The organism is Rhodopseudomonas palustris, from assembly GCF_013415845.1.
In the GTDB taxonomy this organism is placed as follows: Bacteria; Pseudomonadota; Alphaproteobacteria; order Rhizobiales; family Xanthobacteraceae; genus Rhodopseudomonas; species Rhodopseudomonas palustris_F.
Map to the genome: position 1 here is coordinate 1,756,550 of NZ_CP058907.1, position 19,069 is coordinate 1,775,618.

Here is a 19,069-nt window from a genome sequence, read left to right on the forward strand (position 1 = left end):
GCGACAGGGTGCTACTTCTTCACCAGCGAACATGCCGGATCGGGCGGGCCGAAGGCTGCATCGCCGGGGATGTGGGCCAAAATCTTATAGTAGTCCCACGGATATTTCGACTCCTCCGGGGTCTTCACCTGCACCAACATCAGGTCGTGGACCATCAGTCCATCCTCGCGCAGTTTGCCGCCGCGGGCAAAGAAGTCGTTGACCGGTTTCTCCCGCATCTTGGCCGCGACCTTCAGGGGATCGTCGGTACCGGCGTCCTTGATCGCCTGCAGGTAATGCATGGTCGCCGAATACACGCCGGCCTGCCACATCGTCGGCATCCGGTTGATCTTGGCGAAATAGCGCTTCGACCATTCCCGGGTCTTGTCGTCCATGTCCCAATAGAACGACGTCGTCAGCAGCAGGCCCTGCGCGGTGGGGAGGCCGAGCGAATGCACGTCGGTGATCAGCGCCAGCAGCGCCGCCATCTGCTGGCCACCCTTGAAGATGCCGAATTCGCCGCCGGTCTTGATCTCGTTGACGTTGTTGGGCGGACCGGCCGCAATACCGATGATCTTGGCCTTCGAGGCCTGCGCCTGTAGCACGAACGACGACACGTCCGAGGTCGCGAACGGCGGTCGCACCGAGCCGAGCACCTTGCCGCCGGTCTTGGTGACCATCGCGGCGGCGTCCTTCTCCAGCGACTGGCCGAAGGCGTAGTCGTCGGTGATGAAGAACCAGGTATCGCCGCCGCGCTTCACCACCTCCTGCGCGGTGCCGACTGCCAGGGCATGCGTGTCGAATACCCATTGCATTGCGTAAGGGCTGCAGAACTTTCCGTGGAAATCCGCCGCGCCGGTCGACTGGGTGATGAACAGCCGCTTCTTTTCATTGGCGATGTTCTGCACCGCGAGGCCGACGGCGGAGACCGGCACGTCGAGGATGAGGTCGACCTGCTCGACGTCGTACCAGCGCCGCGCCAGCGTGGCGCCAATATCGGGCTTGAGCTGATGATCGCCGACGATCACCTGGATCGGCTTGCCGAGCACGGCGCCGCCGAAATCGTCTACCGCCATCTGCGCGGCGGTGACGGAGCCCTGGCCGGTGGGCGTCGAGGCGGGGCCGTTCATGTCGGTGAGGACGCCGAGCTTGACGACGTCGTCGGAGACTTGCGCGCGGGCGATGGACGATGACAGCAGCGCAGCCGTCATCATCGCCGCCGCGATCGATCTGGCGATCATTCGTTTCTCCCTTGTTCCGGCTCTGCGGCCGTGTTGTGATTAAGAAACTTACACCATTCTGCCGCCACCGCAATTTACCGGCGGCGCGACGACCAGGGGCCGATGTTCGCGATACTGGGGTTGGGGTTTCTGCTCGGGATGCAGCATGCGCTCGAGGTCGATCACATCGCCGCGGTATCGACAATCGCGGCGCGCCGCAGCGGCGTCGCCGATATCGTCAAGCACGGATTGACCTGGGGCCTCGGACACACGCTGACGCTGTTCCTGTTCGCCGGCATCGCGCTGGTGATCGGCCAATCGATCCCGGAGCAGATCGCCCAGCCGCTCGAAGGCGCGGTCGGCTTCATGCTGGTGGCGCTCGGCGGCCATCTGCTGTGGCGGCTTTGGCGCGACCGCGTCCATGTTCATGTCCATCAGCACGGCGACGGCGTTCGCCACCTCCATTTGCACAGCCACGCCGACCGGTTGAGCCATCACGCGCCCAGCGCGCATCAGCATGAGCACGGCTTTCGCTGGCGGACGCTGTTGGTCGGCCTGATGCACGGTATGGCCGGTTCGGCGGCCCTGTTGGTGCTAGCGGTGTCGCAGGCGCCGAGCCCGATGCAAGGGCTACTTTACGTTGCGCTGTTCGGGCTTGGTTCGATGGTCGGAATGGGAGCGCTATCGGCGGTGATCGCGGTGCCGTTGGTGATCTCGGCACGCTCGCTGACGACCGCTAACCGTCTGCTGCAGGGCGCGGTCGGTATCCTCACGATCGCGATCGGGCTGAGCACCATCCACGCGACGCTGCTAGCTTAGCGACGCGAACCGCCTAGGCGGCGCAACGTCAGGCGATCTTGCGCAGCGTCTCAGGTGTGGGGAGATGGGTCTCGAGCGGCGGCTCGGGGGCGGGCTCGTACACCGCGTAGCGGTCCTTGCCGAGCTTCTTGGCGTTGTACAGCGCGACATCGGCCGCCGCGATTAGCCGCTCGGGGTGCTGGCCGATCTGCGGGGTCCACTGCGCGATGCCGATCGAGGCTGCGATCTTGATCCCAGCCTCGCCGCGCTCCGACACGGCGCGGCTCTCGTCCAGGATATAGCGGGCAATCATCGCGCCTTCGCGCAGCGTCGTGCCCGGCATTACCACGCAGAATTCGTCGCCGCCGGCCCGGGCCAGCAGATCGCCGGGGCGCAGCCGCGACTGCGCGGCCCGCGAGAACCGACGCAGGCACTCGTCGCCTGCTGCATGGCCGTGACCGTCGTTGATCGCCTTGAAGCCGTCGAGGTCGATCGCCAGCACGGCGAACGGCTCGCCGGTGCTCATCGAGAGCGTGCACTGCTCCGACATCCGCTGCAGCAGATGCCGGCGGTTGGAGATGCCGGTGAGGTCGTCGAGCAGCGCGAGATTTTCAACTTCCGAGCGCAGCCGGTCGATCGCCATCAGCAGGAAGGCGAAATTCCAGGTCATCGACAGGAACACCAGCGCCAGCACCAACGCCGACTGGAAGTCATTGAAGTGAACCAGCGAGAGTTCGCCGCCGACGCCCATGATCGCAGCGACGGAGCGCACCAGATAGACAGCCATGATCAGACAGGCGATCACGGCGGCCATCCGCGCGCCGGGGTTGCGACGCCCGACCTTGGACGTCACCAGCGGCAGCGTCAGGGCGATCGGGACCAACTGCGCCAGCGAATACACCAAGATCCGCATCGCCATCGAGTCGACGACGAAGATGAAGAAGGTGAGCCCGAGTGCGGCCGTGCCGGTGACGATGAACGAGGTCATCCACGGCACGCGGCGGCCGTAGAACTCGTACATGCCCATGGCTGACAAACAGCAGGCGAAGACCACTAACGTTCCGCCGCCGATCAGCGAGAGTTCGACATTGATCACTATGCGAAGCATGCCGACGACGGAGCCGGTCGCGAGCACGAAGCAAGCCGCCGTCATGTAGCGGGCTGGCGTGAAGTTTGGATAGTTGCGGGTGACGTGGACCCACACCAGGCCCAGCGAAACGAAATTGATCAGGAAGACGATCCAGAGCGTCGGCATGCTCAACATGCGCGCCTCCGCTCGATGGAGGCCGCCCAACCTCCGATTGTTATCTGTCGCCCGCCCATGACTACTCCCAAAGTTGAGCAGAGGGTGCGCCGCGAGCGTTTAACGGAATCTGATCATGCTTCGCAAAAATACGGGTTGGTTTTGAATCAGTGAACGGCGGCGCAGCATTGCGTGACAAAGGCTATTCACTTGCCATTAACGATGCGGATTGCGCGAAATAAGCGAACAATTGTGGATAACAACGCGAAATATCTTCACCAGCCGATAGAAGCGGCAGCGAATCTGTTCCGATCAAAACGGAGGCGGTTGCAAGATCGGCGAGCCCGGTCCCGTCTCGTGTGGCGTTAGTATCCATCAGCTCGAGAGGACGAGATGGCGAAGAAAGCCAAGAAGGCGAAGACCGTCGCTAAGGCCAAGAAGGCCAAGACGGTGAAGAAGGCCGCCAAGAAGGTCACGAAGAAGGCGACCAAGAAGGCCGCCAAGAAAGCGACGAAGAAGGCAGCCAAGAAGACCGTGAAGAAGGCCAAGACGGCTAAGAAAGCCAAGAAGGCCAAAAAGGCTAAGAAGTAACTGCCACGGAGGCGCCCCGCGCGGGCGCCTCCGCTGGCCGCCGGCGAGGATCGGCGGCGTGATGGCTGCCCGCGGCGGGGCGGCTCTGCGGCCGGCGGGCTTGCCCGAAGGCACTTTTGGGGGCATAGCCCGCTTCAAATACGGCAGCCGCTCTTATAGGGTCCGCCGACGTTCCGGCCGGCCTGCGCCGCCTAACCCCCCGAAACCGATGAAGATCACCCAAGCCTTCCGCTTCGAAGCCGCCCACTATTTGCCCAACGTGCCGGAAACCCACCGCTGCAAGCGGATGCATGGGCATTCCTACCGGGTCGAACTGCAGCTCAGCGGGCCGATCAATCCGGTCACCGGCTTCGTGCTGGACTTTTTCGAGATCGAGGCCGCGTTCGGGCCGCTGCTGAAGCGGCTCGACCATTACTGTCTCAACGAGGTCGAGGGTCTGGAGAATCCGACCGCGGAGAATATCGCGATCTGGATCTGGCGCCGCACCAAGCCGGAGCTGCCGCAGCTTTGCGGCGTGCGGGTGTACGAGACCTCGGACTGCTGGGCCGATTACGCCGGCGAAGACGACTGACGTCTGGGGCGGCTCAGAGGCCGCCCACGTAGAAACGTCCGCGGCAGATGTGGACCGAGGCGCCGGTCAGGCGCGCACCGCCGACGTCTTGCTGCGGTCGGCTGCGGTTTCCTGCTCCCAGCGCAGGATCGTCGCATACAGGTTCTGGAACTTGCTCGCGGTCTCGCCGTCGAACATCGGATCCTTGCGATCGTCGATCCGCGCGTCGATCTTCGCCCAGTCTTCCGGGGTCAGCGTTTCGAGCGCGGCCGGGAACAGCAGCTGTTCTTCCTTCAGCATGTGGCGGCGCTGGTGCTCGATGAAGTCGCGCGCAGCGGCGTGGAAGGTCTGACGCGGAAGTTCCTGATCGGCGAGCACATCGTCCACCACCTTGGCGAAGTTCGCGAGGCGATCGACTTCCAGCTCGTGCTCTTTCTCGATGTCACCGACCGTTCCGGCGACCGCGGGATTGCGCTCCTTCAGGATGCGATAGACGACGTCTTCCTTCGGGTGGTGACAGGCTTCCGGGTACTCCTTGAAGTACTGAATGATCGCCTGGAAGATTTCGTAGTCGGGTCGCTCGCGGCGATCGAAGACGCTGAGCTCCTGTTCGAGCACGTCGAGCAGGCGCGCGATATTGCGGTGCTCGTCGTTCAGCAATTCAATGATTCGTGACATGGCCGACCTCGATGTCGCTATCCGCAAATACGCAACGATTTGCGGCAAACCTTCGCGACCGCAAAATACGTCCAATCGACCGCCAATCCTTGCGTTAGATCAACTGGACGCAGGCGGCTATCAGTCGCAACCGCGCTACTGTTACAACGCGGTGCGGCGCAGGCGGAGCGCGTTGCCGATCACGCTTACCGATGACAGCGACATCGCGGCGGCGGCAATGATCGGCGACAATAACAGGCCGAAGCTCGGGTACAGAATGCCGGCGGCAATCGGGATGCCGGCTGAATTGTACACGAACGCAAAAAACAGGTTCTGCCGGATGTTGCGCATCGTCGCCTGCGACAATTTGCGGGCGCGAACGATGCCGCCGAGATCGCCCCTAAGCAGCGTGACGCCGGCGCTCTCCATCGCTACGTCCGTCCCGGTTCCCATCGCGATGCCGACATCGGCTGCTGCCAGCGCCGGGGCGTCGTTGACGCCGTCGCCGGCCATCGCGACGACGCGGCCCTGCTGCCGCAGCTTCTCGACCACCGCGCTCTTCTGATCCGGCAGTACCTCGGCTTCCACGTCGGCGATACCCAGCTTGCGAGCCACCGCGTTCGCAGTGACGCGGTTGTCGCCGGTCAGCATGATCACCTTGATGCCATCGGCGGCGAGCGCCTTCAGAGCTTCAGGCGTCGAGGGCTTCACCGCGTCGGCGATGGCGAACAGCCCGGCGAGGCGACCGTCGATCGCGACATGCACCACGGTGTCACCGTCACCGCGCAACTGCTCGGTCTTCGCTGCGAGCGAAGCCGTGTCGATACCGAGCGAGGCGAGATACGCCGGGTTGCCGATCACCACTGTTCGGCCCGCGATCTTGCCGGTCGCGCCTTTGCCGGTCGGCGCGTCGAAATCGGTGACGTCGGCGAGATCGAGGCTGCGCTGCTTGGCGGCGCGGACGATGGCGTCGGCGAGCGGATGCTCACTGGCGCGCTCGATGCTGGCGGCAAGCCGCAACAGCTCGGTTTCATCCGTTCCATCCGCGGCCACGATCGCAACCACGCTCGGCCGGCCTTCGGTGAGCGTGCCGGTCTTGTCGATCACCAAGGTGTCGACCTTCTCCATCCGCTCCAGCGCTTCGGCATTGCGGATCAGCACGCCGGCCTGTGCGCCGCGGCCGACGCCGACCATGATCGACATCGGCGTGGCGAGGCCGAGTGCGCAGGGACAGGCGATGATCAGCACGCTAACGGCAGCGACCAGCGCGAAGGTCAGCCGCGGTTCGGGCCCGAACGCGGCCCAAGCCGCAAAGGCGGCGATCGCGGCGAGCAGCACTGCCGGCACGAACCAGCCCGCGACCAGATCGGCGACGCGCTGGATCGGGGCACGCGAGCGCTGCGCCTGCGCCACCATCTGCACGATGCGCGACAACATGGTGTCGCGGCCGACCTGATCGGCCCGCATCACAAAGCCGCCGGACTGGTTCAGCGTGCCGGCCACAACCTTGCCGCCGGTCTCGCGACTCACCGGCATCGACTCGCCGGTCACCAGCGACTCATCCAACGTGCCGCGACCATCGAGGATGGTGCCGTCGACCGGCACCTTCTCACCGGGACGCACGCGCAGTCTGTCGCCGACGATCAGGCTGTCGATCTCGACCTCGTGCTCGCTGCCGTCCGTGTCGATCTTGCGGGCGGTCTTCGGCGCCAGCCCGAGCAGCGCCTTGATGGCACCGGAAGTGGCCTCGCGGGCGCGCAGTTCGAGGACTTGCCCGAGCAGCACCAGCACGGTGATCACCGCCGCGGCTTCGAAATACACCGGCACGGTACCGCCATGGCCGCGGAAGGCGGGTGGGAAGAGCTGCGGCGCCACCGTCGCCACCAGGCTGTAGATGTATGCGACGCCGGTGCCCATCGCGACCAGCGTGAACATGTTGAGGTTGCGCGTCATCACCGACTGCCAGCCGCGCACGAAGAACGGCCAACCGGCCCACAGCACCACGGGGGTCGCGGAGACGAACTGGATCCAGTTCGACAGCGCCGGATCGATCAGGCCGTGGCCGCCGACGAGATGACCGCCCATCTCGAGCACAATAGCCGGCAACGCCAGCACGAGGCCGATCCAGAACCGGCGCGTCATGTCGACGAGCTCGGGGTTCGGCGTGTCATCGAGCGACACCAATTCAGGTTCAAGCGCCATGCCGCAGATCGGGCAGGTGCCGGGGCCGACCTGGCGGATCTGCGGATCCATCGGGCAGGTGTAGATGGTGCCCTCCGGGACGTCCGCGGCCGGCTTCGCCTTGCTCTTGTCCAGATACGACACCGGATCGGCGGCGAACTTGGCTTGGCAGGCTTCGCGGCAGAAATGATAGGTCGTGCCCTTGTAGGCGAAGCGATGCTTGCTGGTGGAGGGATCGACCTTCATGCCGCACACCGGATCGATCACTTGGCCGTCGTCGGCGGCTGCGCCGTGATGGTGATCAGCGTGATCGTGCGCACCGCCGCAACAGGACGAACTGGCTGCCTTGGCAAGGTAGCGCTGCGGGTCGGCCGCGAACTTCGTCCGGCAACCGCCGCAGCAGAAGTGATAGGTGGTGCCGTCGTGTTCGAAGCTGTGCTTGCTGGTCGCGACGTCAACCGTCATGCCGCAGACCGGATCAATCGCCTTGGTGGCGACTGGGGCTTCGCCGTGCTGATGTCCGTCGCTGCCATGACCGCCGCAGCACGAGGACTTTGCCGGCAGCTCGGTGAGCTGATGCAGCTTCGGAGTTGCCTTCGGCGGCAGCGTGAACGGGTTGGCGGCCTTGGCCAGAACGCCGGCCGGATCGGCTGAAAAAGTATCGCGGCAACCGCCGCAGCAGAAATAGTAGGTCTGGCCGTCGTGATCGAAACGGTGCTGCGCCGTCGCGGTGTCGACGGTCATGCCGCACACCGGATCGATCGCCGTTGCCGCGTTGCGCGCCGCAACGCTCCCGGCGCCGCCGCAGCAAGACGAGGTCGCCGGCGCGTTTGCGCCCGCCGAACCGCAGCAACCCGTGTTCTCGACGGAGGCGTCGTGCCCCGCATGTTCCGCGTCGCGCATTGCGTCACCCTGGCGCTTGTAACCCATACCGTGTAGGGGTATATATCCGGCATGCACAAAGACATCAAGGCGTCGTGTCAAAAACGGCTGGGCCGGATCGAGGGGCAGGTGCGCGGCATCTCCAAGATGGTGGAGGAGGGGCGCTACTGCATCGACATCGTCACCCAGATCTCAGCGGTCCGCGCCGCGCTGCGGCGGGTGGAGGAAGAGGTGCTGAAAGATCACGTCGCGCATTGCGTCGAGCACGCGATCGCCAGCGGTGACAAAGCCGATCAGCGCCAGAAGATCGCGGAGCTGATGGACGTGATCCAACGCTCCGGCCGCTGACCGGCGGCGTGAGTCGGCGTCGTCTGCGTTCAGCGACGCTGGGCGGAGGTCGTCGTCGATGTCCCGAACAGCGAGGTCTTCACCGCGCTGAAGCCGGCCGACAATTGCGTCAGGCCGCAGGACACCGGATCATTGCTGCCGCAGGCGTAGCGCGACTCCGGCGAGCGTTTGCGCTCGGCGCGCTTCTTCTCAGCGCGTGGACGGGACTTATCGGCCGCGACACGGGGCTTGTCGGCCTCGGTGCGCGGCTTGACGGTGACGACGCGGGGCTTCGGCAGTGGCGGCGGAGGCTCGGTGGCGGTCGCCTGTTGTTGCAGGGCGGCGATCTGCTGTTGTTTCGCGGTGAACGCCGCCAGAATCATCTGCCGGCGGCGCTCGTCGAGAAACGCAGTGTACTCCTCGTCGATCTTCCGCAGCTCGGCGGCCGTCGGATTGGGGCCGGCGATATCGAAGCTGCGGTTCTGCATGAAATCGAAATAGGTGTAGCCGCCGCCGGCCTTCCGCCTTCCGGCGAACTTGGCGTCGCACTGGGTTTGCAGCGCAGCTTTGACATCCGGGGTGGTCGCCTTGGTTTCCCCCTTGGCGATACAGTCTTCGTAATCGACTGGCTCTTTGTTCGGCCACCACTGCGCCTGGGCGTGGGATGCCGGCGCCGCGATCCCGATCAGGATCGCGAGCTGAAGCATTCCGAGATGGCTTACTCCGGTCATGCCCGTCCCGCGGCTTGAGTAGCGGCGCATTATTCCGGATTCCGCCGGGGACGAGGCGGTTTGTCAAGGCGCCGGGGCGGTGCTGAGCGCTGAATACACGTGCAAATTAACTCACATGAAATTCGACATTGACTTGGCCGGAGCCGCTGGAGGGGAAATAATCGCATAATGGCTCGGCCTCGCCGGTGTAATCGTCCCACCCGAGCGCTGCGAACAGTATCACGGTATCGGCCATGCCGCCTTCGCCGTTGCACTTGACCGCGTAGTCCGGAAGCATCGCGGTGAATTCGCGGTAACGCCGCTCTTGCCAAAGCTGCAGCACCCGCAGGTCGACCTGACGGTTGAACTCACTTGCGATGGTGGTCCAGGCATCGGGGCCGAGATCCTTGTTCGGCCATAGCCGGTGCGACAGCGATCCCGAAGCAAGGATCGCGACGCGTTCGTCGGTGGCATCGATCGCGCGGCGGGTGGCTTCGCCGAGCGCGCGGCTCTCCTCGATCGAGGTGAACAGTGGCGAAGCGATCGAGACCACCTTCGCCCAGCCGTCGGGATTGAGATAGTGCATCGGCACGATGGTGCCGTATTCGAGCCCGAGCGTCGGCACCTGATGCGCCAGGGCCTTCAATCCGTGACTCTGTGCCTCGGCGGCGATCGCCTGCGCCAGAGCCGGATCGCCCGGCAGGTCGTAGCGCAGATCCTGGATCATGTGCGGCGCTTCGTGGCTGGTGAACGAGCCGCGGTGCTGCGCATTGGCGTTGATGTGATAGCCGAAGTTCGACAGCCAGTGGGTGTCGAACACCACAAAGGTGGTGACCTCGCGCTCTTTTGCGCGACGTCCAAGTTCGCGTAGCGCCGCGACGGCGCCCGCCCGTGCCTGACGTAGCGGACTGTCGGAGGTCTCCGACAGCATCAGTGAGGGGACGTGACTGACCTTGGCCGCCAGTACCAGCTTGCCCATCGGTGCAACTCCCGAGTCGTGCTGGTGCTATTCGGCGTCGGCGAATTCCTTCTGGTGCAGCCACGCGGTGTGTCGCGGCGGCTGCTTGGTCACCGCCCATTCGTCGACCATCGCATGAGCGACGCTCTTCATCTGGGCAAGCTGCTCCGGCGTCGCGGTCCAGGCGGCGACCTCGAGCCGATGGCCGCTGGGATCGCGGAAGTAGATCGACTTGAAGATGGTGTGATCGGTCGGACCGACTACGTCGAGGCCCTCGGCTTCAGCGCGTTGCTTCGCCGCCATCAACGTGTCGACGTCATCGACCTGGAAGGCGATGTGCTGTACCCAGTCCGGGGTGTTCGGATCGCGGCCCATCGGCGGCGAGTTCGGCAGCTCGAAGAACGCCAGGATGTTGCCGGCGCCGGCATCGAGGAAGATGTGCATGTAGGGATCGGGCGCCTTGGTCGACGGCACTTTGTCTTCAGCGATCGCGCCGATCAGCTCCATGCCCATCACTCGTCCGTAGAACGCGACGGTTTCCTTGGCATCCTTACAGCGATAGGCGACGTGATGGATCTGCTGGATTTGCATGATGTCCTCCCGATTGTTTTGTGCATTTGATCCGCATTGGATCAAACCAGCCTGTCGGGAGGTTGACGTGGATCAACGATCCAGCCGCCGGCGTTAGAGACGCCGGCCGGCGAGCATGGCGCCGGCAGCGGCCGGCGCGAGGCAGTCAGTAGGGATCAGGCGGCGCGGTTGTCCGCCAGGACCGACTCGGCGTGCTCAATGTGTTCGAGCTCCGATAGCTTGGTGCTGGTCTTGCCCCGGCACGACCACGAGATCTGCGCTTCGTCACCGTTGATCGACAGGATGATGCCGGTGGCGCCGCCCTGGGTCGTGACTTCGTCGCCGACCGAGAATGTTTCGTTGGCGAGTGCGGCTTCCAACGCGGCACGGAGGCAGAACAATTCGTTGCCGTTGGCGGCGCGGAATGCGGCGGCGGCCTTGGCAACCATGTCGTCGGTGACTTTGAGTTTGTGGGCCATTGCACGTACCTCGATTGGTTCGATCGTGGAGGGCTGCGACGTTGCCGACCCGCACGGGAAGAACCACGCGGCGATTAGGCTGCTAGATGTGGTATTTTCCGTTAAAGATGCAGCTCCGTAAGGATACTGAGGACTGCTAGATTACCGTCGGCGGTAATAATCCACCCAACCGCGAAATTGCAATTGAGCTGCATCAAAACGACAAACGCGCGCCGAAGCGCGCGTTTTCGTGTTTGGTAATATTGTAGGGTCGGTCAGACCGCGATCGAGTGCCGGACCGACGAGTTGCGCAGGTAGGTGTCGAACACCGACGCCACGACACGCGACAGCCGGACGCCTTCCGGCGTCAGCGTCAGCTTGCTGCCGTTGCACACCACGGCGCCGTCGCGCTGCAGTTCGGCGAGCGAGTCCTGCTCCGGCGCGTACCAGTCTTCGCCACAGCCGAAGGCCTTGCCGGCTGCGGCGAGGTCGACCTTGCCGTCGCACATGATGCGTTCGATCACGTGGGCGCGCAGATTGTCCTGCTGGGTCAGAGCGTGACCACGCGCGACCGGGATCTTGCCGGCTTCGACCGCGCGCGACCAGGCACCGGTTTCGCTGATGTTCTGCACATAGCCGCTCGGGGTGCGGCCGATCGATGTGGCGCCCAGGCCGATCAGGGTCTGCGCCGCGTCGGAGGTGTAGCCCTGGAAATTCCGGTGCAGTTCGCCGGTCTTGGCCGCGATCGCGAGCGAGTCACCCGGCAGCGCGAAATGGTCGATGCCGATGCGGACATAGCCGCCCTTCACCAAGGCTTCGGCAGCGGTCTCGGCCTGCGTGGCGCGCAGCTCCGGCTTCGGCAGCGACTCGTCCGGGATCATCCGCTGGTTCTTGGCGACCCACGGCACGTGAGCGTAGCCGAACAGCGCGACCCGGTCGGGCTTCATCTCGACGCACTGTTCGACGGTGCGGCGCAGGTCTTCGGCGGTCTGATAGGGCAGGCCGTAGATCAGGTCGAAATTGATGCGCTCGACGCCGGCCGATTTGAACAGCTGCATCGCGCGCGCGACCATTTCGGGCGGTTGGACGCGGTTGATCGCTTCCTGCACCTTCGGGTCGAATTCCTGCACACCGAAGCTGGCGCGGGTGAAGCCGAGCTCGCCGATCTTGGCGGCCATGTCTTCGGTCAGCGTGCGCGGGTCGCTCTCGATCGCGATCTCGGCATCGGGCAGGAACTCGAAGCGCTCGCGCAGCAGCGTCATCAGCGCGCCGAGATCCTGCGGATCGATCACCGTCGGGGTGCCGCCGCCGAAATGCAGATGACGCACCGGCATGGTGCCGGGGAGAGCGTCCGCGACCAGATCGATTTCGTCGATCAGGTGCTCGACGTAGTCGGCGACCGGATCGTACTTCGCCGCCAGCTTCATGTTGCAGCCGCAGTACCAGCACATCTGCTTGCAGAACGGCACATGAAGATACAGCGAGACCGGCTCGTCGGTGTCGAGCTGGGCGAGCCAGCCGCGATAGATCGACTCCGGGAAGTCCTTCGCGAAATGCGGTGCGGTGGGATAGCTGGTGTAGCGCGGCACCGAGCTCTTGGCGTATTTGTCGAGGGCAGACGACATCGTCGTGATCTCTCTGATCGCCCGCGGATCAACGCGCGGAAAGGGTTTCTGACTGGCCTGCGATCGGCTCTGATCGCCTGCTGGCGTAAATATTGGCGGCGTCGGGGATCGAGGTCCAATCCGCCACGAAGCGACAGCAATTGTCGCCATGTGCTCCGCACGCCGTCTCGGTCACTCGTGTATAGGGCGACACCAGCGACTGGAATAGCCGTTGAAATACGGAGGCGTGCCAGACGCAGACATAGTGATCGGCGTGTTCGCCAGCGCACAGCGGATTGGCCGCGATCTCGAACGTCACGGTCTTGCCGGCGCGCGCGGAGAACTTGCCCGAACCCGCAAACGTCCAGGCGTGCGCAGTGATCGCCTTGGTCAGCATCTTGGCGGCGATCGAGGCCGGCATGATCTTCAGCACCGCCTGCGCGAGCTTCGGAATCCGGTTGGCCAGGATGTAATCGCCGGTGCGCAGCCCCGCGTCGGCGAGAACCGCTGCGGCCTGCTGCTGCGGTAGCACGCGGCGCACCGCCTGATGGATCGCTGCGACCGGGCGTTCGTCGACCATCACCGAAGGCGGAGCGGCGAGCCAGTCGCTCGCCGCCGCCTCGGAGAAGATCTCTTTCGCGGCCGGCTGGAGGCCGGCCGCGTCGAGCGCGTGGATCAGTTGGATGACGGCATTGGGTCCGATCTCGGACATCGCCGAATGCGTTTCCACGTCAGTGACGGGTGACCGAACCTGCGTCATGGGTGCTGTCCGCCACGCGGCTGGTTACGGTCTTGGCGAGCGCCGCCTTGGCATCGGCTTCGCTCTCTTCCATCTGGTCGGTACCACCGCCGCAGGCCGAGACGATCGCCATCTGAGAGGCGGCCGCCTTGCGGGAGCGGTCGGCGTTGGCTTCCCAGTCCGCCATCTGCGCGTGCGAGATCTTGCGGGTGGTGTCGAACTGGAAGTCGACCTTCTTCTTCGACTGCGGACCCCAATAGCCGACGCGGCCGAGGTCGTAGAACTTGCGCTCGAAGCCGGCCTTGAGGAACGCCTTCAGGCAGCCCAGCAGGTAGCGACGCCGACGTCCCGTTCCCGACCAGGGATACGAGAAGAACGCCTTGTACATGTAGAAGCGGCGATAGTTGTTCATCACCCGGTCGAGCAGTTCGCCGCGTTCCATCGCCGCCGGCTTCACGATCGGCGTGACGAAGTTGTACTTGGCGAAGTCGAACACCTCGACCTTGTCGGACAGTTCCTTGAACAGCGGCGTGAACGGCCACGGGGTGTACATCGACCAGTTGGCGAGGTCCGGCTTCCAGTCCATCGCCATGCGGTAGGTTTCTTCCAGCGTCTCCGGGGTCTCGGAGTCGAGACCGACGATGAACTGGGCTTCGACGACGATGCCGGCTTCGCGGAGCAGGCGGATCGCCTTCTTGTTGTCGGAGATCTTGGTCTCCTTGTTGAACAGGTCGAGCTTGAGCTGAGCCGCCGCTTCGGTGCCGAGCGAGACGTGCATCAGGCCGGCTTCGTTGTAGAATTTCAGCAGCTGCTCGTCGCGCAGGATGTCGGTGACGCGGGTGTTGATGCCCCACTGCACCTTCTTGTTCAGGCCGCGCGCGATCAGCTCTTCGCAGAACTGGATGAACTTCTTGCGGTTGATGGTGGGCTCTTCGTCGGCGAGGATGAAGAAGCCGACGTCATACTTCTCGACCAGCTCCTGGATCTCGTCGACCACCTTCTTGGGATCGCGGACGCGGTAGTCGCGCCAGAATTTCCACTGCGAGCAGAACGAACAGGTGAACGGACAGCCGCGCGCCATGTTCGGGATCGCCACGCGGGTGTTCATCGGAATGTAGCGATACAGATTCCAGTTCAGTACGCCCCAGTCCGGCTTGATGGCGTCGAGGTCCTTGACCGTCGGAGCCGCCGCGGTGGCGACGATCTGGCTCTCGCCGTTGGAGCCTTCGGTGTAGGCGAGGCCCTTGATCTCGGAGCGGTTCGCCGGCCAGTTGCCCGAGGCAACGGCGCGCGCCAGCTCGACGACGATCTCTTCGCCTTCGCCGCGGACGATCACGTCGACCCACGGCGCTTCGCTCAGCACCTGCTGATACATGAAGGTCGCATGCACGCCGCCCAGCATGGTGACGATCTTCGGGTTGACCTGCTTCGCGACCTTCAGTGCTTCTTCGGCCGCGTAAATCGAGGGGGTGATCGATGTGGCGCCGACCAGGTCGGGCTGATAGTCGGAGATGATCTTGGCGAGACCTTCGTTGGAGATCTCCTCGGTCATCGCATCGACGAATTTGATGTCGGCGAATCCGTTCGCCTTCAGCGCGCCTGCCAGATAGGGGGCCCATGCCGGCGGCCAGTGGCCGGCGATCTCCGCGCCACCGGAATGATAATTCGGGTGAATGAGAAGGATGCGCACTGACTTTCTCCCATGATTGTCAAGAAACGATGACATGTGCGATGTCAACGATTGTTGACGCAGATCAAACGAATGGTGCTTTGGTACTAGGCGAGACGCCGTCTGCGTTTCGCCGCTGATAAGTCGCGGCGAGAAACGCCGCGCAGATCGGAAGGAATCACGACTCCGCTACGAAATTGGTGTCGTGGCTGAGAGCGTCCAGCGTATCGACGTTCAAGCAGTAGCGCTGATAGCTAGGGATCAACGTACCGGCTGCGATATCGGCGTCACACTCCAGCTTGTGGTCACACACGGCGCAGGTGCGCCGCAGATCGTTGAGCAGCATCGGCTCCTTCTCGGCGAGCGCACGGATGCTGATGCGCAGCGCTTCGAGCAGGCAAGGTAACTCCTTGGCGCTGGTCCCCTTGGTCGCGAGCGCGCGGACTTCGGCCGGCGACAGTCCAAGGTCCTTGACCATGTTGGCCATGGCTCGGCCGAAAGCTTCGAGTTCGCTCGGACTTCCTGCAATCTCTTCCCACTCTCGGACGACGTCGGCGACGGCTTCTGTCACGGGCGCGGTTTTTGTCGGCTTGCCGGGTGCGGTCATGAGCGCCTCCAACGCAACTTGCCGCGCGATATACTCATACAAGCACGCACCTCCCATTGCGCTGGATCAAGGAGTGCAACGCGGTTGCGATCGATCAAAGACAGGCCGTAAACTCCGGCCGGGCCGTGCGAATTTTCGCCCGAGGCGGACACGCGCCGGCGCCATAACGACGATGGGAAGACGCCCCTGCGGGGGCGGTAAAGGAAGCAGGAGGGGGCGCGGTGCTGCTGGGGCTTTTCGCCGACATTCACGCCAATCGGCCGGCGTTCACCGCATGCCTCGCCAACGCGCGCGAGCGCGGCATCGAGCGCGTCGTTCTACTGGGAGATTACGTCGGCTACGGCGCCGACCCGGACTGGACCGTCAGTACCGTCCGCGACCTGGTCGCCGACGGCGCTGTCGCGGTGCTCGGCAATCACGATGCCGCGATCGGTAATCCAAAAGTACAGATGAACGCCGAAGCGGAGGCCGCGATCGAATGGACGCGCGGCCAACTCGATTCGGCGCAGCGCAAGTTCCTGGCCGACCTGCCGATGCGCCAAGAAGAGCACAGCCTGCTGTTCGTGCATTCGGAAGCGACGCGGCCGGAGTCCTGGATCTACGTCACCGACACCGCGATCGCCTCCCGCAGCATGCAGTCGGTATCGGCGCACGTCACCTTCTGCGGTCACGTCCACAAGCCGGCGCTGTATTCGCTCTCCGTCACCGGCAAGATGACCACCTTTGTGCCGACGACGGACGTGCCGGTGCACCTGTTGCCGGGGCGGCAGTGGCATGCGGTGCTCGGGTCGGTCGGGCAGCCGCGCGACGGCAATCCGGCCGCGGCCTACGCGCTCTACGACACTGTCAAGCACGAGCTGACCTATTGCCGGGTGGCGTATGACGCCAGCGAAGCGGCGCGGCGCATTCGCGACAACGGCCTGCCGCTGTGGCTCGCCGATCGCTTGCTGGTGGGGCGCTAGGCGATGGACGAGGTCACGTTCGAGCAAGGCTCGACGATCGACGGTTTCATCATCGAGGAGGCGATCCATCGCGGCGGCATGGCGACGTTGTTCAAGGTGCGCCGTGACGACGATCCAACGCCGATGGTGATGAAGATCCCGCGGATCGGCGAGGGTGAAGATCCGGCCGCGATCGTCAGTTTCGAGATGGAACAGATGCTGATGCCGCGACTGTCGGGGCCGCACGTCCCGAAATTCGTGGCGATGCAGGACTTCTCGACCCAGCCCTATATCGTGATGGAGCGCATTGCGGGCGAGCCGCTGCTGGCGCGCCTCCCTGAACTGCCGCTCGGCTATGATGAAGCCGTGGCGATCGCCGCCAAGATCGCCACCGCGATCGCGGACTTGCATCGCCAGCACGTCATTCATCACGACATCAAGCCGAGCAACATCATGTTTCGCCCGAGCGGCGAGGCGGTGCTGCTCGATATGGGCCTGGCCTGCAGCGACCAACTGCCGGACCTGATGCAGGAGGAATTCCGGCTGCCGTTCGGCACCGCTCCCTATATGGCACCGGAGCGGCTACTTGGCGTGCGCGACGAGCCGCGCAGCGATCTGTTTGCGCTCGGCGTGTTGTTGTATTTCTTCACCACGGGAGTACGGCCGTTCGGCGAGACCGAGACGATGTACGGCATGCGTCGCCGGCTGTGGCGCGATCCGCATCCGCCGCGCAAGCTGCGGCCCGACTATCCGTTGTGGCTGCAGGAGATCGTGCTACGCTGTCTGGAGATCGAGCCGGCGTGGCGCTATCCGACCGCGGCGCAATTGGTGTTCGACCTGACCCATCCCAGCGAAGTGAAGCTGACCACCCGCTCGGAGAAGCTCAAACATGATCCGCTGCGCACCGTGCTGCGCCGCCGTTTCAACAAGGAACTGACCCGGCCGCGCGCCGTCGAGTCGATGGCGGCTCACCTCGCATCGGCCCCGATCGTGGCGGTGGCCATCGATGTTGCCGAAGGCTCCGGAGCACTCAACGATGCGCTCCGCACCACAGCCTCGCGCATCCTCGCCACGCTGCCGTCGGCGCGGCTCGCCTGTCTCAACGTGCTCAAGCTCGGCCGCATGACGATCGATCGCACGCTCGACGAGCACGGCCACAACAAGCACGTCGATCGCCTGGTGCAGCTTCGGCACTGGGCCGAACCGCTGAAGCTCGAAGACGACCGCCTTACCGTGCACGTGCTCGAGGCGGTCGATCCGGCGTCGGCGATTCTGGAGTTCGCCCAGGCCAGCCGTGTCGATCACATCCTGATCGGTGCGCGGCGCAGTTCGGTGTTGCGCTCGCTGCTCGGCAGCGTCTCGGCCAAGGTGGCGGGCGAGGCGAGTTGCACGGTGACGATCGTGCGCGAGCCGCAGCTGGCGCCGCCGCGCAGCGGGCCGCGAGCTGGCGCGCAGGACGCGTGATCCCGCGTCAGACGGGCAGAATCTCCGACGTGCGGGAATCCTGGATCAGTTGATCATCAGACGGTCATCGACCGCTGCTACGCCTGGAGTCGACCATGCGGCATTTTGCGCCGCGCGACGTTCGTCCCAGGTGTCGACCCGGCCTTCCAGGATCACGATGTTGCCGTTCTTCACAGTGACACGGATGGTCTTCGATCCGATCTCGGCGTGGCGGCGCAGCGCCGACTCGATCTTGTCGCGGATGCAGGAATGATCGGCGAGTGGATTGTTGATGACGATGTTGTTGGTGACGCCCATCACGCCGGCGAGCTTGCGGACATCGTCTTCGGCGGCGGCGCGTTCGAAGTGCCAATCCACCGTGCCGCTCAGCGTCAGCCAGCCGTTCTCGACCTGGACGTCGACCGAGCTCGACGGAACCAGCACGTTCCATTCAAGGAGGTCGCAGGCTCGCTGTGCGATCTGATCGTCGGCGGTTCGATTGAACGGCGAGCGGACTTCGAGGTGGTCGGTGATCGCGTGCACGCCTTTGACGCGGCGGGTCGCAGCGATCGCCGCGACCTTGTCCGCATAGCTCATAACGTGACCACTGAGGATCACTCTGTCGGCTTCGACAGCAACCTTGATGTGGCCGCTGTTGAAGCTCGGATCGAATTCGAACTCGTCAAGGATGTTTTGACGAAGCTGGGACTCGGACATTCGTGGCCTCAAGAGTACCGCTACGCTGACGCGCGGCATCTTGGTTGCTCGCGCTGCAAACACATTGATCAGAATCAACGAGATTGGGCCTTTGCGATTGATCCGCATCAAACCTCAGCAAGGCGGTGCGTCGCGGCACTGTCATTGATCTCGCCGCGTGCTGGCGTGCGCAGTCGGCACTCGATTGCTGCATGATTGCTCACATTGCGTTGCGTTCGCGCATGA

At 64.2% G+C, this 19,069-nt stretch carries 19 protein-coding genes; 6 read left to right on the forward strand and 13 right to left on the reverse strand.

Translation table 11 applies throughout. From position 1 onward, the window contains the following. Positions 1–11: 11 nt before the first annotated feature. A complete protein-coding gene (locus HZF03_RS08135) occupies positions 12–1,220 on the reverse strand; it encodes an ABC transporter substrate-binding protein (protein WP_119020113.1) in 1,209 nt (402 codons plus the stop codon). A 102-nt stretch (positions 1,221–1,322) separates the two neighbouring features. Here HZF03_RS08135 and HZF03_RS08140 point away from each other — a divergent pair, with 102 nt between their 5' ends. After that, positions 1,323–2,018, forward strand: coding sequence for a sulfite exporter TauE/SafE family protein (locus tag HZF03_RS08140; RefSeq protein ID WP_119020114.1), 696 nt, complete (start codon positions 1,323–1,325; stop codon positions 2,016–2,018). Positions 2,019–2,046: 28 nt separating this feature from the next. On the opposite strand, the gene HZF03_RS08145 is transcribed toward HZF03_RS08140, so the two are convergent. Then, the gene (locus HZF03_RS08145; RefSeq protein ID WP_119020115.1) at positions 2,047–3,261 is read right to left on the reverse strand and encodes a GGDEF domain-containing protein; all 1,215 of its coding nucleotides are present in this window, start codon (positions 3,259–3,261) and stop codon (positions 2,047–2,049) included. Positions 3,262–3,633: 372 nt separating this feature from the next. Between HZF03_RS08145 and HZF03_RS08150 the strand changes: the two genes are divergently transcribed. After that, the gene (locus tag HZF03_RS08150; RefSeq protein ID WP_012495238.1) at positions 3,634–3,831 is read left to right on the forward strand and encodes a hypothetical protein; all 198 of its coding nucleotides are present in this window, start codon (positions 3,634–3,636) and stop codon (positions 3,829–3,831) included. A 208-nt stretch (positions 3,832–4,039) separates the two neighbouring features. Further along, on the forward strand, positions 4,040–4,402 hold the full coding sequence (gene queD, locus HZF03_RS08155; RefSeq protein WP_011157217.1) for a 6-carboxytetrahydropterin synthase QueD: 363 nt from the start codon (positions 4,040–4,042) through the stop codon (positions 4,400–4,402). Between the two features lie 66 nt (positions 4,403–4,468). Here queD and HZF03_RS08160 read toward each other — a convergent pair whose 3' ends face one another. Together HZF03_RS08160 and HZF03_RS08165 are read right to left on the reverse strand one after the other, a co-directional pair. Further along, positions 4,469–5,059 carry a hemerythrin domain-containing protein gene (locus tag HZF03_RS08160; RefSeq protein WP_011157218.1) on the reverse strand — a complete coding sequence of 197 codons (591 nt, stop codon included), beginning with the start codon at positions 5,057–5,059 and terminating at the stop codon, positions 4,469–4,471. A 141-nt stretch (positions 5,060–5,200) separates the two neighbouring features. Next, a complete protein-coding gene (locus HZF03_RS08165) occupies positions 5,201–8,122 on the reverse strand; it encodes a heavy metal translocating P-type ATPase (protein ID WP_119019483.1) in 2,922 nt (973 codons plus the stop codon). Between the two features lie 51 nt (positions 8,123–8,173). Here HZF03_RS08165 and HZF03_RS08170 point away from each other — a divergent pair, with 51 nt between their 5' ends. Beyond that, positions 8,174–8,449, forward strand: a complete 276-nt coding sequence (locus HZF03_RS08170) for a metal-sensitive transcriptional regulator (protein ID WP_011157220.1) — start codon at positions 8,174–8,176, stop codon at positions 8,447–8,449. 29 nt (positions 8,450–8,478) lie between these two features. Here HZF03_RS08170 and HZF03_RS08175 read toward each other — a convergent pair whose 3' ends face one another. From HZF03_RS08175 to HZF03_RS08210, 8 genes are all read right to left on the reverse strand, one after another. Further along, positions 8,479–9,189 (reverse strand): hypothetical protein, encoded by a 711-nt coding sequence (locus HZF03_RS08175; protein ID WP_234906869.1) that lies wholly within the window; start codon positions 9,187–9,189, stop codon positions 8,479–8,481. 76 nt (positions 9,190–9,265) lie between these two features. Further along, positions 9,266–10,117 carry a 3,4-dihydroxyphenylacetate 2,3-dioxygenase gene (hpaD, locus tag HZF03_RS08180; RefSeq protein ID WP_119019480.1) on the reverse strand — a complete coding sequence of 284 codons (852 nt, stop codon included), beginning with the start codon at positions 10,115–10,117 and terminating at the stop codon, positions 9,266–9,268. Between the two features lie 27 nt (positions 10,118–10,144). Next, the gene (locus tag HZF03_RS08185; RefSeq protein ID WP_119019479.1) at positions 10,145–10,687 is read right to left on the reverse strand and encodes a VOC family protein; all 543 of its coding nucleotides are present in this window, start codon (positions 10,685–10,687) and stop codon (positions 10,145–10,147) included. 155 nt (positions 10,688–10,842) lie between these two features. Continuing rightward, positions 10,843–11,145, reverse strand: a complete 303-nt coding sequence (locus HZF03_RS08190) for a preprotein translocase subunit YajC (RefSeq protein ID WP_011157224.1) — start codon at positions 11,143–11,145, stop codon at positions 10,843–10,845. 254 nt (positions 11,146–11,399) lie between these two features. Next, on the reverse strand, positions 11,400–12,749 hold the full coding sequence (gene hemN / locus HZF03_RS08195) for an oxygen-independent coproporphyrinogen III oxidase (RefSeq protein ID WP_011157225.1): 1,350 nt from the start codon (positions 12,747–12,749) through the stop codon (positions 11,400–11,402). A 28-nt stretch (positions 12,750–12,777) separates the two neighbouring features. Then, a complete protein-coding gene (gene bchJ, locus HZF03_RS08200; RefSeq protein WP_179906285.1) occupies positions 12,778–13,488 on the reverse strand; it encodes a bacteriochlorophyll 4-vinyl reductase in 711 nt (236 codons plus the stop codon). Further along, positions 13,460–15,157: a magnesium-protoporphyrin IX monomethyl ester anaerobic oxidative cyclase gene (gene bchE / locus HZF03_RS08205; RefSeq protein ID WP_011157227.1), complete on the reverse strand. Its 1,698-nt coding sequence runs from the start codon at positions 15,155–15,157 to the stop codon at positions 13,460–13,462. The genes bchJ and bchE overlap by 29 nt, the downstream gene beginning before the upstream one ends. Before the next feature lie 157 nt (positions 15,158–15,314). Beyond that, on the reverse strand, positions 15,315–15,743 hold the full coding sequence (locus HZF03_RS08210) for a hypothetical protein (RefSeq protein ID WP_011157228.1): 429 nt from the start codon (positions 15,741–15,743) through the stop codon (positions 15,315–15,317). A gap of 221 nt (positions 15,744–15,964) precedes the next feature. Between HZF03_RS08210 and HZF03_RS08215 the strand changes: the two genes are divergently transcribed. Beyond that, positions 15,965–16,705 (forward strand): metallophosphoesterase family protein, encoded by a 741-nt coding sequence (locus HZF03_RS08215; protein WP_011157229.1) that lies wholly within the window; start codon positions 15,965–15,967, stop codon positions 16,703–16,705. Between the two features lie 3 nt (positions 16,706–16,708). Next, complete coding sequence (locus HZF03_RS08220) at positions 16,709–18,148, forward strand: serine/threonine protein kinase (protein ID WP_119019538.1); 1,440 nt, start codon at positions 16,709–16,711, stop codon at positions 18,146–18,148. A gap of 45 nt (positions 18,149–18,193) precedes the next feature. Here HZF03_RS08220 and HZF03_RS08225 read toward each other — a convergent pair whose 3' ends face one another. Then, entirely contained in the window at positions 18,194–18,844 is a 651-nt protein-coding gene (locus HZF03_RS08225) for a BON domain-containing protein (protein ID WP_011157231.1), read from the reverse strand. Between the last annotated feature and the right edge of the window lie 225 nt (positions 18,845–19,069).